Annotated in this window: 11 protein-coding genes; 7 read left to right on the top strand and 4 right to left on the bottom strand. The window is 37.4% G+C overall.

The features are described from left to right. Nucleotides 1-7: 7 nt before the first annotated feature. The gene (locus tag LC457_RS18725) at nt 8-832 is read left to right on the top strand and encodes a flavin reductase family protein (protein ID WP_223601215.1); all 825 of its coding nucleotides are present in this window, start codon (nt 8-10) and stop codon (nt 830-832) included. 182 nt (nt 833-1,014) lie between these two features. Here LC457_RS18725 and LC457_RS18720 read toward each other — a convergent pair whose 3' ends face one another. Together LC457_RS18720 and LC457_RS18715 are read right to left on the bottom strand one after the other, a co-directional pair. Then, nucleotides 1,015-1,521: a hypothetical protein gene (locus tag LC457_RS18720; RefSeq protein ID WP_223601214.1), complete on the bottom strand. Its 507-nt coding sequence runs from the start codon at nt 1,519-1,521 to the stop codon at nt 1,015-1,017. A gap of 49 nt (nt 1,522-1,570) precedes the next feature. Continuing rightward, nucleotides 1,571-2,413 carry a S9 family peptidase gene (locus tag LC457_RS18715; protein WP_223601213.1) on the bottom strand — a complete coding sequence of 281 codons (843 nt, stop codon included), beginning with the start codon at nt 2,411-2,413 and terminating at the stop codon, nt 1,571-1,573. A 61-nt stretch (nt 2,414-2,474) separates the two neighbouring features. On the opposite strand from LC457_RS18715, the gene LC457_RS18710 reads away from it, so the two are divergent. The 5 genes from LC457_RS18710 (at nt 2,475) to LC457_RS18690 (ending at nt 7,984) form a co-directional block, all read left to right on the top strand. Further along, complete coding sequence (locus LC457_RS18710) at nt 2,475-3,731, top strand: T9SS type A sorting domain-containing protein (RefSeq protein WP_223601212.1); 1,257 nt, start codon at nt 2,475-2,477, stop codon at nt 3,729-3,731. Nucleotides 3,732-3,746: 15 nt separating this feature from the next. Continuing rightward, entirely contained in the window at nt 3,747-4,520 is a 774-nt protein-coding gene (locus LC457_RS18705; RefSeq protein WP_142719286.1) for a HipA family kinase, read from the top strand. Next, entirely contained in the window at nt 4,507-4,890 is a 384-nt protein-coding gene (locus LC457_RS18700; protein ID WP_047424345.1) for a DUF3037 domain-containing protein, read from the top strand. Before LC457_RS18705 ends, LC457_RS18700 begins: the two co-directional genes overlap by 14 nt. A gap of 22 nt (nt 4,891-4,912) precedes the next feature. Continuing rightward, nucleotides 4,913-5,950, top strand: a complete 1,038-nt coding sequence (locus LC457_RS18695; RefSeq protein WP_223601211.1) for an alpha/beta hydrolase — start codon at nt 4,913-4,915, stop codon at nt 5,948-5,950. Nucleotides 5,951-6,142: 192 nt separating this feature from the next. Then, the gene (locus LC457_RS18690) at nt 6,143-7,984 is read left to right on the top strand and encodes a carbon starvation protein A (RefSeq protein ID WP_223601210.1); all 1,842 of its coding nucleotides are present in this window, start codon (nt 6,143-6,145) and stop codon (nt 7,982-7,984) included. A gap of 215 nt (nt 7,985-8,199) precedes the next feature. On the opposite strand, the gene LC457_RS18685 is transcribed toward LC457_RS18690, so the two are convergent. Further along, nucleotides 8,200-10,968, bottom strand: coding sequence for a TonB-dependent siderophore receptor (locus LC457_RS18685; protein WP_223601209.1), 2,769 nt, complete (start codon nt 10,966-10,968; stop codon nt 8,200-8,202). A gap of 399 nt (nt 10,969-11,367) precedes the next feature. Continuing rightward, nucleotides 11,368-13,698, bottom strand: coding sequence for an ATP-dependent helicase (locus tag LC457_RS18680; RefSeq protein ID WP_223601208.1), 2,331 nt, complete (start codon nt 13,696-13,698; stop codon nt 11,368-11,370). Nucleotides 13,699-13,999: 301 nt separating this feature from the next. Between LC457_RS18680 and LC457_RS18675 the strand changes: the two genes are divergently transcribed. Then, the gene (locus LC457_RS18675; protein WP_223601207.1) at nt 14,000-15,313 is read left to right on the top strand and encodes a pitrilysin family protein; all 1,314 of its coding nucleotides are present in this window, start codon (nt 14,000-14,002) and stop codon (nt 15,311-15,313) included. Nucleotides 15,314-15,336 lie beyond the last annotated feature (23 nt).

Here is a 15,336-nt window from a genome sequence, read left to right as displayed (position 1 = left end):
ATAAAATATGAAAACAGTAATCCCCTCCGAGACAACTTCCGTACAACTTCAAACCATCATGCAGACGGCTGTTTCACCACGCCCGATTGCTCTGGCATCTACGGTAGATAAAGATGGTACTATCAACTTATCTCCGTTCAGTTTTTTTAATATGTTCAGTACGGTTCCACCGATTTTGATTTTTTCACCGTCAAGGAGAGTACGTGACAATACAACGAAGCACACGCTGGAAAATGTTCTTGAAGTACCGGAAGTCGTTATTGGAACAGTCAATTTTCCGATTGTACAGCAGATTTCATTAGCTTCTACAGAATATGAAACTGGAGTCAATGAGTTTATTAAATCCGGACTTACCATGAAAGATGCTGATCTTGTACAGCCTAAACTGATTGAAGAATGCCCTGTCAACTTTGAATGTAAAGTTTTAGAGGTAAAATCACTGGGAGATCAGGGCGGTGCCGGGAATCTTGTGATCTGTGAAGTTCAGAAAATTCATATCAGAGAAGAATACCTGAATGAAGCTGGAAATCTGGATCAGAAAAAACTGGACATGGTGGCCCGTTTAGGTAGTAACTGGTATTCCAGAAGTAATGAGAACAGCCTTTTTGAAGTTCCAAAACCTTTGGCCACAAAAGGAATCGGCTTTGATCAGCTGCCTGATGCGATTAAGTACAGTAAAGTATTTACAGGGAATGATCTTGGAATGCTTGCCAATACAGAAATATTACCTGCTGGTGATTTCCATGCGGATGATGATATTCACCTTAATGCCCAGAAACTGCTTCTGGAAAGTAAAGTGGAAGAAGCGTGGGTTTTACTCACAATACAATAAAAAATCGGTCTGAAATTTCAGACCGATTTTTTATTTAGGATGGAAGTTGGAAGTTCAGAAAGTTTTCTAAATAACTTTTGTCCAAATTAATATTTTGGAAAACAGTTCTATTTTGATTTCAATAGATATCGAATGCCGTTAATAACTCTCAGCTTATATCTTCCCGCTTCCAATCTCACATTTTATTTCGCTTTCAAAGTTTCGGAAACCGTTATTTTCCCTTTTTCAGCAAAGTCTGTTACCTTTCCGTTTTTATCAATAGAAACATTCAGATTATCATTCTTAGCATCGTAGTAGATATGTGTTGCATATCCCGGGCAGTCATGCTGCTTGCAGCCGGACAGTTTATAAATTCCGTTTTCTGATGTGACAGGACTTTCTACATTGAAATTCTTCACCATTTCATCATATTGAGTTCCTGCTAGTTTTTTTAGTCTATCTGTGATGCTTTTATCCTCAAAGAATTTGATATCATGAGGGTATTTACCCACATTTTTGGTGATAATATTGTCCGGAGTCGGAGCAGAAGGAGATGATGATGCTACAGAATCATTTTTTGTAATTACAGAATCTTTAGGCATTACTGTAGCCAAAGTATCTGTGTTTGCTGAAGATTCTGTTTTGGCTTCTTTTTTACATGAAACAACGAATAATGAGAGCGCGAATGCGCCTGCAATAATTTTTTTCATAATGATACTGATATGGTGGTTAATTTATAATAACGTAGTTTTAAACGTTTTATTTCAATTTTTGTTTGATAAAATCAATACATTTTTCGGTTACAGTATTCAGATCTTTGGGTAAATCCGTGTCTGTCCAGGGCTCTTTTGCACCGAAAGTATGGTTGGCATTTTCAATCAGGAAAAGTTCAGAATTTGGGTGAAGAATATGAAGATGTTCGGCCTGTTTTACCTCTACCGCTTCATCTTCTGTCCCATGAATAATCAACATATGAGCTTTTGCCATTTCCGTTGCCCGCTCTACATCAAAACGATGAACATTCTGCTCATAATCCTCATAAAACTGATAATAATGTGGCATTTCCTGCTTGGTACGTCCGTTCAGAGCATAATAAACTCCATTCTTTTTCCAGTTTTCAAAAGCTTCTCCTGTGGGAAAGCGGTCTAAAGTATCCACACTGGCCAAAGTGATCAACCCATTAATTCTTTCATCTTCAAAAGTTTTAATAATAGAAATCCCTCCTCCCCTGCTGTGACCTATCAGAACAATCTTTTCTTCATCTACATGTGGATCTTTACTAAAATGATCAATGACCACCCCAAGGTCAGAAAGCTCTTTAGAATAATTATTATGGCCAAATGCTTCAAGATCTCCAAAGTTATATGGATCTTCGGTCGTTGTTCCGTTATGGGAAAAATTAAACTTCACGAAGAAAAAACCTGCTTCAGCAAACTTTTCTGCCATCAGATTCCATGCTCCCCAATCTTTATAACCTTTATATCCATGAACAAACACCACCAGCGGAAGTTTTTGTTCAGTGTCTTTATAAAAAACATCAGCAAGAAAACCTTTTGTTTCTTTATTTTCTAAATATATATTCTTTTGACTAATCAAATTCATAAAATAAATGGGTTTAATTTAATATTATTTATATTTATGGGATTAATTTAAATTGAAATTTATGAAAAAAACTCTACTTTTTTTATTTTTAATTACTTTTTCTTTTATCCTGAGTCAGACGACCAAAAGGGTATTCTTTATCGGGAACAGTTATACTTACGTTAATGATTTGCCTAACCTTGTCCAAAGTATTGCTGCTTCTAATGGCGATGTACTGGAGCATCACAGCCATACACCGGGCGGTTCCACACTGCAGGATCATTCCAACAATCCGGATGTGATTTCAACCATCAATCAGGGAAACTGGGATTATGTCGTATTACAGGAACAGAGCCAGCTTCCGTCATTTCCGGATTCTCAGGTTCAAAATCAGGTATATCCTTATGCACTTCAGCTTTCCAATCTGATTAAAACATCCAATCCCTGTGGAAATGTAATCTTCTATATGACCTGGGGCCGTAAAAATGGGGATGCGGGTAATTGCCCGGGGCTTCCCACTGTCTGTACCTATCAGGGAATGGACACTCAGATTTATAACCGCTATATGGAAATGGCCACTACCAATGAAGGAATTATTTCCCCCGTAGGTAAAGTGTGGAGAACGATCAGAGAACAAAACCCTGCTATTGAATTGTATGATCAGGACGAATCACATCCTAGCTATATTGGGTCTATGGCTGCTGCGTATACCTTTTACACTATTATATTCAAGAAAGATCCTACACAGATTCCTTTTAATGGGAATCTTAGTCCGGCACAGGCTCAGTTGCTCAAGGATATCGTTAAAACAGAAGTATACAATCAGCCTGCTCAATGGTTAGTAACGAGTAATGATGTTCACAGCAGATTCACCTATCAGCTTACCGGAGCCAGTACCGTTCAGTTTACCAACACAACACAGAATGCTGCTGCATATTCATGGGATTTTGGTGACGGCACAACCTCAACTCTCGAAAATCCGGTACATACCTACCCTGCAGCAGGAAATTATAATGTAAAGCTTACAACAGCTGCCTGCGGAGTCACTACCACCAAAACAAAACTGGTTGTGGTAAGTACCTTAAGTACAGCAGAAACAGCTATTGAAGATCCGGTTCAGATTTATCCTAATCCTGCTCAACATCTTATTAACATTAGTTCTAAAAAGAGAATTGAGGTACTTTCACTTACAGATATCACAGGAAGAATAGTGCATTATCATTTGAATAAAACAGATTCAGGATATATTCTATCACTTCAGCATTTAAGCAGCGGAGTTTATTTTTTACAATATAAAGCTGGTGAAAAGGAATTCACTAAAAAGATTATAAAAAAATAACCTTATTTTTGCTTCATGCAGAATTTAAGAACTGTAACCGTGACGCGTTACATTCTGCCATTGAGAGAAGGAGGATCTCTTCCTGCTCTGGCAGAAGCTGATGATGATTTCAAATATGTATTAAAATTCCGTGGCGCAGGCCATGGGGTAAAAATGCTGATCTCTGAACTTTTGGGAGGAAAAATTACCGAAGCATTGGGACTAAAAATTCCTGAACTTGTTTTTATCAATGTTGATGCCGACTTCGGAAGAACGGAAGCCGATGAGGAAATACAGGATCTTCTGAAATTTTCCGAAGGTCTGAACCTTGGTCTGCATTATCTTTCCGGTTCCATCACTTATGATCCGGGAGTAAGTGTTGATCCTCTTCTGGCTTCAAAAATAGTATGGCTGGATGCCTTCATTACCAACATTGACCGTACTTTCAGAAACACCAATATGCTGATGTGGAATAAAGAGCTATGGATCATCGATAATGGTGCTTCGTTCTACTTCCACCATTCATGGCAGAATTTTGATACAGCGGCAAAAACGCCTTTCAAATATGTGAAAGACCATGTACTTCTTCCTAAGGCAAAAATGCTTGATGAAGCAGATCAATTTGCCCACGAAGTACTGAATGACACACTTTTCAGGGAGATTGTCAATACAATTCCTGAAGACTGGCTGCATTGGAATGATGCTGATGAAACACCTGACGAAATCCGTGAGATCTATTTTCAGTTTCTGAAAACCAGATTAGAAAATTCTCAAATCTTTATAAACGAAGCTAAAAATGCAAGAGGATAAAATATATGAATATGCGGTAATACGCTTAGTACCTAAAGTTGAAAGAGAAGAATTTTTCAATATCGGGCTGGTGATGTTTTCCAAAAAGGAAAAATTCATCAGGGTAGAATTCTATTTGTGTCCTGATAAATTTAAACTCATGCACAGTAAACTGGACTATGAAGATATCATCCAGAATCTTGAAAGTTTTCAGAAAATTGCCAACGGTGATAAAGATGGTGGCCCTATTGCCCTGCTTGATATTCCTGAACGTTTCCGCTGGCTTACGGCCGTAAGAAGTGCAGTAGTACAGACCTCCAGACCTCATCCTGGGAAATCCAAAGATCTGAATAGTACGTTTGGTAAACTTTTTGAGGAGTTAGTAAAATAACACATCTTCTAAAAAATTTATTATGAAATCATCCATATACAACATATCAATCTACAGGTTTTTCACAAACCTGTTTTTTGTTTTATTTTTAAGTGTTTTCACTTTAGGTTTTTCACAAAATTTTTCACAAGTACAGGTGAAAGCTCCGCCTGTAAAAAGTACATTACTTCCGGAAATAGCCAATCTGTCTGAGGATATTGTATATAAAACCAACAGAAAAGGAAATCCTGTCAAGCTGGATGTTTTTACTCCTAAAAATATAGCTGCAGGCCAGCTGCTTCCTGTACTGATTTATGTTCACGGTGGTGGATGGATAGAAGGTGATAAAGTGATTCACGCGGATAATTATGTTGAAACTACCATTGCAAAGCTGATGGCAAAACAATATGCTGTAATCAGTATTAATTATACCCTTTTGAATGACAGCACTCATTTTCCATTACCTTTGGAAGATACTAAAGATGTGGTAAGATGGGTAAGAAAAAATGCAGAGCAATATCATTTTGACACCAATAATATAGGCTTATTCGGGGCTTCAGCAGGGGCTCATCTTTCCCTGATGGCGGCTTATACTCCAGACAATACTTATATGGGTAATCCGGAACTTTCGTCTTATTCTGCTAAAGTAAATTATGTAATAGATCATTATGGCCCGGCTGATCTTAATAAGCTTTTCCATACAAAATTGGGAACCATACCGGTAGCGATGATCGGATTAATGTCAAAAAAAATTGTCGGTTTACAGGAAAATCTTGTGAAAGGAATTTCAGGCTATGATATCAGAAAAGATCAGGACAGAGCCATTGATTATCTGAAAACCATATCTCCTGTTAATTTTGTTTCAGAAGGCGTGCCTACTTTAATTGTTCAGGGGAATAATGATAAAATTGTTCCTTTAAGCCAGTCTAAAAAACTTCACAGAAAATTAAACAGAGCCAAAATTCAGAACTCTTTAATCATTGTAGATGGTGGAGTCCATGGGTTTGGTACAACTGATAAGGCTTATCTGGATAAACTGACGGATGAGATGGTAGATTTCGTTCTTTCGCAAAAGAAATAATATATATTCACTTATTTAAAAACAAATCAAAACACTGCAAATCAACACAATAAATAACAGATCAATAACAAATTTGCTAGATTGATATACATATTCTATTTTTTAATCGAAATTAATTACCTTGGCTATTGTTTAAATTATTTTTAGCAAAACAGCTAATAAATTAATCATTCATTAAAAAAAATACGCAATATGGATTCTTTGAATAATATCAATGCGCTTACGCTCATATTTGCATCTGTTCTTATTTTTGCGATAGCTTACCGTGTTTATGGTATTTTTATTGCCAATAAAGTTCTCAGACTTAATGACCAGAATATGACTCCTGCTGTAGAATTTGCAGATGGTAAAGATTATGTCGCAACCAATAAAAATGTACTTTTCGGGCATCATTTTGCTGCAATTGCGGCTGCCGGGCCATTAGTAGGACCTGTTCTTGCTGCTCAGTTCGGGTATCTTCCGGGCGCATTATGGATTCTGATTGGCTGTGTATTGGGAGGCGGAGTTCATGATATGGTTGTACTCTTTGCTTCTGTGAGACACAAAGGGCAAAGTCTCGCGACCATCGCTTCTAAAGAAATTGGAAAAGCAACGGGAACTGTAGCGGGTTTTGCAATTCTATTCATCCTGATTCTTACGCTGGCCGGTTTATCGCTGGCTTGTATCAATGCTATGCATGAAGCATCATGGTCTCTTTTTACAGTAGTCATTACGATGCCTATTGCCATCATCATGGGACTGATCATGCGTTATAAAAAGAACAGTGTTTTGTTTGCAAGTATATTGGGCGGTATCCTTTTGATTGCCGGAATTATCGGAGGGCATACTCTAATGCAGAATCCTACCATGAATAATTTATTTTCCTGGGATATTAAAACAATTTCTATCGCCATTCCTCTGTATGGTTTTATTGCTTCTGTACTACCGGTATGGCTGCTTTTAGTTCCAAGGGATTATCTTTCCACTTATTTAAAGATAGGAACTATTATCATGCTGGCTATCGGGGTCATTGTGATTCACCCAACTATACAAATGCCGGCTATCACAGCTTTTGTCAATGGTGGAGGCCCTATTATTGGCGGACCTGTACTTCCTTTTATTTTTATCGTGATTGCCTGTGGAGCTATTTCCGGGTTTCATGCGGTGATTGCTACGGGAACAACTCCTAAAATGCTTAATAAAGAAAGAGAAATTCTATTCGTAGGATATGGGGCAATGCTTGTGGAAGGCTTCGTAGCATTGATGGCACTTATTGCAGCGTGTACACTGATGCCTGGTGACTATTTTGCAATCAATACTCCAAAAGAAGCCTATGATTCATTTTTGGCAACCCACCCTTCTTTACACGGAGTAGACATTGATTATTATTCTCAAAAAATTGGGATTGATCTTTATGGAAGAACCGGAGGTGCTGTATCTCTTGCTGTGGGAATGGCCCATATCTTCAACAAAATTCCTTATATGGATCAGCTGACGGCTTACTGGTATAATTTTGCAATTATGTTTGAAGCGGTATTTATTCTCACTGCCATTGATGCTGGAACAAGAGTGGGTCGTTTCTTTTTACAGGAAATGCTGGGTTCTGTAGTTCCAAAATTTAATGATAAAAGCTGGATTCCCGGAATTATTATTAGTAGTCTTCTTTTCACTTTTGCCTGGGGATATCTTGTGTATACCGGAAACGTAAACAGCATCTGGCCGTTATTCGGAATCAGTAATCAGCTGCTGGCTGCCTGCGGACTTATCGTCTGTACCACGATGCTGATAAGGATGAACAGAGGAAAATATGCTTTATGCTCTGCTGTTCCGGGAGTTTTCATGGCCGGAATTACATTCTGGGCCGGGTATATCCAGGTGACTGCTATCTATATTCCAAAAGGGCAGTACTTACTGGCTGCATTAGCGGCAACAGCAATGATTCTTATGCTTATTGTATTTATAGGAGCTTTCAGAAAATGGTATCAACTTCTTCAGATCAACAAAACAGTGATTGATCATTATGGAGAACCGGTAAAAGAACTTGTGGAAAGATAAGATTCACATACTATAAATTAAAAACCATTAAGAAGGATTTAAGAAATAAAGTATAGTTAAGATGAATCATTCTGGATTTTTTAAGTTTAAAGCGAAGCTTATCTTAATACTCTTAAACTCTTATTAAACCTTGATGGTTCAAAAATAAAAGTTCATAAAAAAACAGTTCAGAAATTCTGAACTGTTTTTTTATAAGCATTATCGGTAATTTTTATTTAAAAATTGAAATTAAGTCTTGCAAAAACATACCTTCCATTTTGTCCAAATTGTGAAGTGGAACGTGAATAGATAAACTGATCGTTATTCGTAGAAGCAGTAAGGTTCTTTGTTGGATAAATATCAAACAAATTGTTCACTCCTAAAGTCAGTCCTACATTTTTGGTAAACTGATAAGCAGCGGAAATATCGGTAATGATCTTATCTCCTATCTGCTGGTGTTCATTGAAATCTATAATCCCGTCTCCGTTTACATCAATAACATCAGCACCTGTTACTTTTCCGAAGTAGGTGTTTCTCAGATAGAAAGTGGCATCCTTCCATGAAAGAGTGTGCGAAAGACTGGCTTTCACTCTAGGAACAGCTTCTTCAAGATATATTCTTGATTTTTCAGAAAAATATACTTTTTCAAGCTGTGGTGACTGTAAGAGTCCTGCTGAGTGAATATCTCCTACCTGTCTGGTTTTATTAAGGTTAATAGCAAAGTTATTATCAAGTTTTACTCCTGAAAATCTTACATTATGTGAAATCACAACATCCAATCCTTTTGTTTCTGTATCAATGGCATTGGTAAAGAACTGTGCAGCATTGATTCCCAATTGATCATAAGCTTCCTGTGCTTTCTGAGGAACACTTGCTCTCAAAAACTGGTCGGTAAGAATAATACGGTTATCAATTCTCGTGAAATATCCATCCGCTGTAAAGCTAAGTCCCACCGAAGGAATTCTGTAAGTAAATCCTACACTTGCCGATTTGGAAGTTTCCTGCTTCAGTTTTGGCATATCCAGCAGCCCTGCCAGCTGAGAATCATTACTGAAAGTTCCTACTTCCAAAAGCTGATTATTTGTGAATAATGTAGACGTTACATTATAATAGATCTGGTGGATAGATGGTGCTCTGAATCCTGTAGATCCTGCAAATCTCACATTGAAATTAGGGGCAACCTTTATTCTTGAAGCTAATTTATAATTGAATGTAGATCCGAAATCAGAATAATTTTCATATCTCGCTGCCGCATCTACCAATAACCAGTTGGTAAAGTTAAATTCTACATCTGCATAAGCTGCCACTGACTGTCTGTTTTTATCCACCGCATTCTCAGGCTTAAATCCATTGAATACCTGTGAACCTCCCGGAAGTAATGCTCCGAAGAAATCTGTAGGTCTCACAGAATTTCCGTTCCATACATTTCCGGAAACATCATAGGTTGCATACGAAGCTTCTTCCCCCTGAGTAATTTTAAAATTCTCATAACGGTGCTCTGCTCCAAACGCGACGTTGATTCCTTCCCATACATCATATTTTTTAGAGAAATCTAAATTGATCGTATTTTGAGAAAATCGTAATCCTCCGGCATTAAACTCCCTTGGTGAAGCAAAACGTAAAGAAGTATTTCCTGTATTCTGAATGTTATAGGTGAATGAGTTTTGTCCATATGTATTACTGAAGTCAATATTCCAGCCGTCCCATTTCCCTTTGATTCCTGCAGCCAGCGAAATATCCTGAATATCTGTTCCAATCTGTGGAAGATAGCCGTTAGGATATAATCCTGTAAAAGTTCTGTTTTCAGTTGGTCTTCTGTAAAACCCTCCGGAAGTTCCGTGCCTTAAGCTATATCCACCAAAAGTATACACTTTCCAGTTATCACTTACAGGAATCTCTGCATTCACAAAAAGCTGATGATTATTAAGCTTCGACTGCCCTACCTGCATATTAAAATCCTTCCTTTCCTGCCCTCTGTAAGCCAATTCCTGATCCGTAAAGTAATTAAGCTGCTCTCTGGTAAAATTTCCAGGTTTCAAAATACTTTGTAATGCGGAAATGGTATTGGCTCCCTGAATTGAGTTTTGCAGATCCTGAGAAAAGTAATTTACATTCTGAGCATACTGATGAATATAATTTACGAGCTGCTGTGAATTGGGTGTATTTCCAATATTCGTAAAAAGAGAAGAAAGATTCACGCCATCATTTAATGCTCGCTGTTCTATCGCGTTATAAGCATTATAGATAGGTCCATTTTCTGTTCCGGCTCTATAGGTTGGATTTCTGAACTGTGAAGACCAGGTAATATTAAAGAAACCACCTTTAGTTCCGATTTTATTACCATAGTTCAGATCCAGCTGAATATTCTGTCCGTCAAAATCTCCGGTATGATCATTAGCTGTTGGTGTTAAATTCCCTCCGTAACTGATTTGTCCTGCCAATTTTCCTGTATCTCTTTTCAGATCAAGATTGATAACTCCAGCTATGGCATCAGATCCATATTGTGCCGCAGCTCCGTCTCTTAATACTTCTATTCTGTTTAATGCAAAAGACGGAATGGCATTTAAATCCGTTCCTACGGTACCTCTTCCCGGTGTTCCGTTTACATTCACTAATGCTGAAGTGTGTCTTCTTTTTCCATTAACCAAAACCAATACCTGGTCTGGTCCCAAACCCCTTAGCTGAGCAGGATCCAAATGGTCTGTTCCATCTGAGTTGGTCTGAATAGTAGAAGTAAATGAAGGGGCTACCGCATTCAGGATTTGTCCGATATTTGTTTGTGGAAGGATAATAGAAGATTCTTTTACATTGAAAACATCTACAGGAACCGGGCTGTCTGTTTTAGATCTGGCTCCGGCTCTTGACCCCAGCACCACTACTTCTTCTACATTATTTGTTTTTATACTGTCTTTATTTGTTTTTATGCTGTCTTTTTCCTGTCCGTAAGTAAATACGCCAAGAAAAAATAAAACAGAGGCCGAAAGAATAGTTTTTTTATTTCTCATATAGTTTAATTTGATTGAACATTTATGTTTTTTACAAGGTGCAAATGTAAAATATATTTATTAGTCCACAAAATCAATAGACTTTGTTTTTATAAAAAATGGTTATCGTTTCTTTCTATCCCTATTTAAAGTTATGATAATTTAAGAACATTTCAATAAAAAACGTTGTTTAGAGAGTATTAGATCTAAAATAAAAACGCTATGATTTTGTAACTTTTTAGTCTGATGGTCGCAAAGGCACTTCGTTTAGCAGAGAAAATTTCCTTCGCTGAGTGGAACGCCATTGCGATCTAAAATAAACAGTTCTTAATAACCACATTGCGACCTCAACGTTTAAACAATAAAAAAAACGGATCCAAATTTTGAATCCGTTTTCTTTATCTTATTATTATTTTGAAATTAAATCTTAGTCAGTTTAGCATATTTCAGAATGAGGTTTTTCTCCCCTTCATGGATGAAAATAACCTTTGCTTTGATATTCTGAGGATCTGTTCCATCCAGGAAACTAACTTCTCCAATTCCGAAACGGTCATGTCTCACCTTATCTCCTACTTCAATATCCTGAGAAGAAGCTCCGCTTGGGTTGATAATTTTAGCTGTACTTACAGGTTTCAGCTTTCTTACTTCCTGAGCGGGTTTTGAAGCATCACCTCTATCGATAGTCTTCTTTTCAACCTTTTTGAAAGATTTCATTTCAGAAGGATGTTCATCAAAAATATTGGATTTTACCCCTGAATTATTGATAAACCTTTTTTCAAGAGCCGGATTAAGGAATTCAATATATTCGTCATCTATTTCACTTAAAAATCTTGAAGGTTCCGCATCAGTAATTTTTCCCCATTGAAAACGAGAAACCGCGTATGAGAAAAACACCTGTTTCTCAGCTCTCGTCAATGCTACATAAAATAATCTTCTCTCTTCCTCAAGATCTTCTCTGGTGGCAGAACTCATAAAGCTTGGGAACAGGTTTTCTTCCAACCCTACCAAATGAACAACCGGGAATTCCAATCCTTTTGAAAGGTGAATGGTCATCAATGAAACCATATCATCTTCCAGGTTCTTATCCTGAGTATCTGCTGAAAGCGCAATATTTTCAAGGAAATTAGAAAGGCTCGGATCTCCGTCTTCCAGCTGCATCTGTTCTTCGATAAACCCTTGCATAGAGTTCATCAATTCCTGAACGTTTTCTACTCTGGAAATTCCTTCAGGAGTCTGATCATCTTTTAAAAACTTAATCAATCCGCTTCGTTTCGCCACTTCCATAGCAACACTGTAAGCCGTCTCTGTTTTCAGTAATACCTGGAAAGCTTTTATCATAGACCAAAAGTCGTTCAGTTTGTTTAAAACCCCGTTGTTCAGACCTAATTGAGGGGCATACATCGGAAGATTTTCCAACACTTTTGATACTGCAATATTGTGAGCATCTGCAAAAACGATCAGTTTATTCTGTGTTGTTTCACCAATTCCTCTTACAGGGTAGTTGATAATTCTCATCAGTGCTTCAGAATCATTTTCATTGATCAGAAGTCGCAGATAACCGATAAGGTCTTTTACTTCTTTCCTTTGATAGAAAGAAAGTCCTCCATAAACTTTATATGGAATATTTTTACGTCTCAGCGCATCTTCAAAAGCACGTGTCTGAGAGTTGGTTCTGTATAAAATGGCAAAATCACTGTATTTTCTCTGATCGCGGTTACGAAGTTCCCAGATGTTTCCGGCAACAAAGTTCGCTTCATCAGCATCAGAAAGAGATCGGTATATTTTAATCTTATCGCCTTCTTCATTATCACTGAATACATTTTTCTTAAACTGCTGCAGGTTTTTTGCAATAACTACATTAGCCGCATTTACAATATTCTGTGTAGAACGGTAATTCTGTTCCAGAGAGACTGTTTTAGCATCCGTATAATCTTTTTTAAAGTTTAAGATATTATAGATGTTAGCTCCACGGAAAGAGTAAATAGATTGTGCATCATCCCCTACCACACAGATGTTCTCAAATTTTGAAGCTAATGCTTTTACGATAAGATACTGAGAGTGGTTGGTATCCTGGTACTCATCTACCATGATATACCTGAATCTGTCCTGATATTTTGCCAATACTTCCGGAAAACGGGTCAATAATTCATTGGTTTTCAACAACAGGTCATCGAAATCCATGGACCCGTTTCTGAAACACTGGTCTACATACTTCTGATAAATCTGCCCAATAAATTTCATGTTCGCCTTTTCATCCGCTTCCATCAGTTCCGGATTGTTGAAGTAAGCTTTTACCGTAATCAGATTATTCTTATAAGTTGAAATCCTTGCCTGAACTTTTTTAGGTTTATAAAGATCGGCATCGATATTCATATCCTTCAGTACTTTTTTGATCACATTCAGGGCATCCTGCTGATCATAAATGGTAAAATTGGAAGGGTATCCAAGATAATGAGCCTCAATTCTTAAAATTCTTGCAAAAACAGAGTGGAAAGTTCCCATCCAAAGGCTTCTTGCATTGCTGTCCCCCACTACTTTTGCAATACGGTCTTTCATTTCACGGGCAGCCTTATTGGTAAAGGTAAGCGCCAGGATATTGAAAGGATCTATTCCATTGTGTATTAAATGGGCAATACGCATGGTAAGTACACGCGTTTTCCCGGAACCTGCTCCCGCAAGCACCATTAAAGGTCCCTGTAAAGAGGTAACAGCTTCATATTGTGATTCATTAAGTCCTTTCAAATAGTCCATACAGCAAAAAAATTTTGGGAACACAAAATTAAGGTATTCGGAGGAGAATTCAAACTTTCATGTAGAAGTTAGGGATTTGAAGTATTAAGATTGTATTGATAATATTTATCAATGGCCAATTTTCTTCGCAAGTGAATTGTGAATGATTATTCATAGCCTCAAATCTCGCGACCCGAATCACGTAGCAAATTCACAAGCGAAGCGAATTCACCATTCATTACTCACATTTATATCTATTTCTATACATTCTGTAACATTTAATTCACTTTTCATACTAATTGGTAAACAATTTCTAAATTTTATGAAAAAGCGACTTCTTTCTGCTGCTGCCGTAGCTTTCTTCGGGCTAATGCTGAATGCACAGCAAATCAAATTCGAAGAGTATGACCTTCCCAATGGTCTTCACGTAATTCTTCATCAGGATAACTCGGCGCCGGTTGTAACAACGGGTGTAATGTACCACGTAGGTGCAAAGGATGAAGTAAAAGGCAGAACAGGTTTTGCTCACTTCTTTGAACACCTTTTATTTGAAGGAACTCCTAATATCAAAAGAGGAGACTGGTTCAAGATTGTTTCTTCAAACGGAGGACAGAACAATGCCAACACCACCAATGACAGAACGTACTACTATGAAACATTCCCTTCCAACAATGAACAGCTTGGACTTTGGATGGAAGCTGAAAGAATGCGTCATGCGGTGATCAACCAGATTGGGGTGGATACTCAAAGAGAGGTTGTAAAAGAAGAGAAAAGATTAAGAATGGATAACCAGCCTTATGGAAACCTTTTCACTACAATTCAGAAAAATTTATTTACCAATCACCCATACAACTGGCCTACAATCGGTTCTATGGAAGATCTGAACTCTGCTAAATTAGAAGAATTCCAGGCGTTCTACAAAAAGTATTACGTTCCGAATAATGCTACTTTAGTTGTTGCAGGAGACATCAAACCTGAGCAGACTAAAAAATGGATTGAAACTTACTATGGAGGAATTCCAAAAGGGACTTTATATCCAAAAGATTTCCCTAAAGATGCTCCTATCACTCAGGAAAAGGAAGTAACGGCAACAGACCCGAACATCCAGCTTCCTGCTTATGTTTTCGCGTACAGAACTCCGGCTAACAAAGAGAAAGATGCTTATGTTTTAGATATGCTTTCTTCTTACTTAAGTAATGGAAAATCTTCTGTTTTATATAAAAAATTAGTAGATCAGGATAAAAAAGCACTTCAGGTAGCTGCTTTCAACCAGGGTCTTGAAGATTACAGTATTTTCGCATTCTTCGCGATCCCGATGGGACAGACTACAAAGCAGGCTTTACAGGCTGACATTGATGCTGAAATCAAAAAACTTCAGACTACTTTAATCTCTGAAGAAGATTATCAAAAACTTCAGAACCAATACGAAAACCAGTTTGTAAATGCTAACTCAAACATTCAGGGAATTGCTGCTTCATTGGCAACCAACCACGTATTGATGGGTGACACGAATTTGATCAACAAAGAAATCGACATTTACAGATCTATCACCAAACAAGATCTTCAAAATGCGGCTAAAAAGTATCTTAATTCTAACCAAAGAATAATCATTAATTACGTACCTGAGAAAAAGTAATCATTTCAACTTTTTAGGTTACA

The organism is Chryseobacterium sp. GVT01B, from assembly GCF_019970045.1.
In the GTDB taxonomy this organism is placed as follows: domain Bacteria; phylum Bacteroidota; class Bacteroidia; order Flavobacteriales; family Weeksellaceae; genus Chryseobacterium.
Note: the sequence above shows the minus strand (reverse complement) of the source record. Positions and strands in the feature narration are given on the sequence as shown.

What these genes read in the sequence shown, in the direction of transcription:
- LC457_RS18680 (WP_223601208.1), bottom strand. Translation starts at nt 13,698, where the DNA reads ATGGACTATTTGAAAGGACTTAATGAATCACAATATGAAGCTGTTACC.
- LC457_RS18695 (WP_223601211.1), top strand. Translation starts at nt 4,913, where the DNA reads ATGAAATCATCCATATACAACATATCAATCTACAGGTTTTTCACAAAC.
- LC457_RS18720 (WP_223601214.1), bottom strand. Translation starts at nt 1,521, where the DNA reads ATGAAAAAAATTATTGCAGGCGCATTCGCGCTCTCATTATTCGTTGTT.
- LC457_RS18700 (WP_047424345.1), top strand. Translation starts at nt 4,507, where the DNA reads ATGCAAGAGGATAAAATATATGAATATGCGGTAATACGCTTAGTACCT.
- LC457_RS18675 (WP_223601207.1), top strand. Translation starts at nt 14,000, where the DNA reads ATGAAAAAGCGACTTCTTTCTGCTGCTGCCGTAGCTTTCTTCGGGCTA.
- LC457_RS18705 (WP_142719286.1), top strand. Translation starts at nt 3,747, where the DNA reads ATGCAGAATTTAAGAACTGTAACCGTGACGCGTTACATTCTGCCATTG.
- LC457_RS18685 (WP_223601209.1), bottom strand. Translation starts at nt 10,968, where the DNA reads ATGAGAAATAAAAAAACTATTCTTTCGGCCTCTGTTTTATTTTTTCTT.
- LC457_RS18710 (WP_223601212.1), top strand. Translation starts at nt 2,475, where the DNA reads ATGAAAAAAACTCTACTTTTTTTATTTTTAATTACTTTTTCTTTTATC.
- LC457_RS18690 (WP_223601210.1), top strand. Translation starts at nt 6,143, where the DNA reads ATGGATTCTTTGAATAATATCAATGCGCTTACGCTCATATTTGCATCT.
- LC457_RS18715 (WP_223601213.1), bottom strand. Translation starts at nt 2,413, where the DNA reads ATGAATTTGATTAGTCAAAAGAATATATATTTAGAAAATAAAGAAACA.
- LC457_RS18725 (WP_223601215.1), top strand. Translation starts at nt 8, where the DNA reads ATGAAAACAGTAATCCCCTCCGAGACAACTTCCGTACAACTTCAAACC.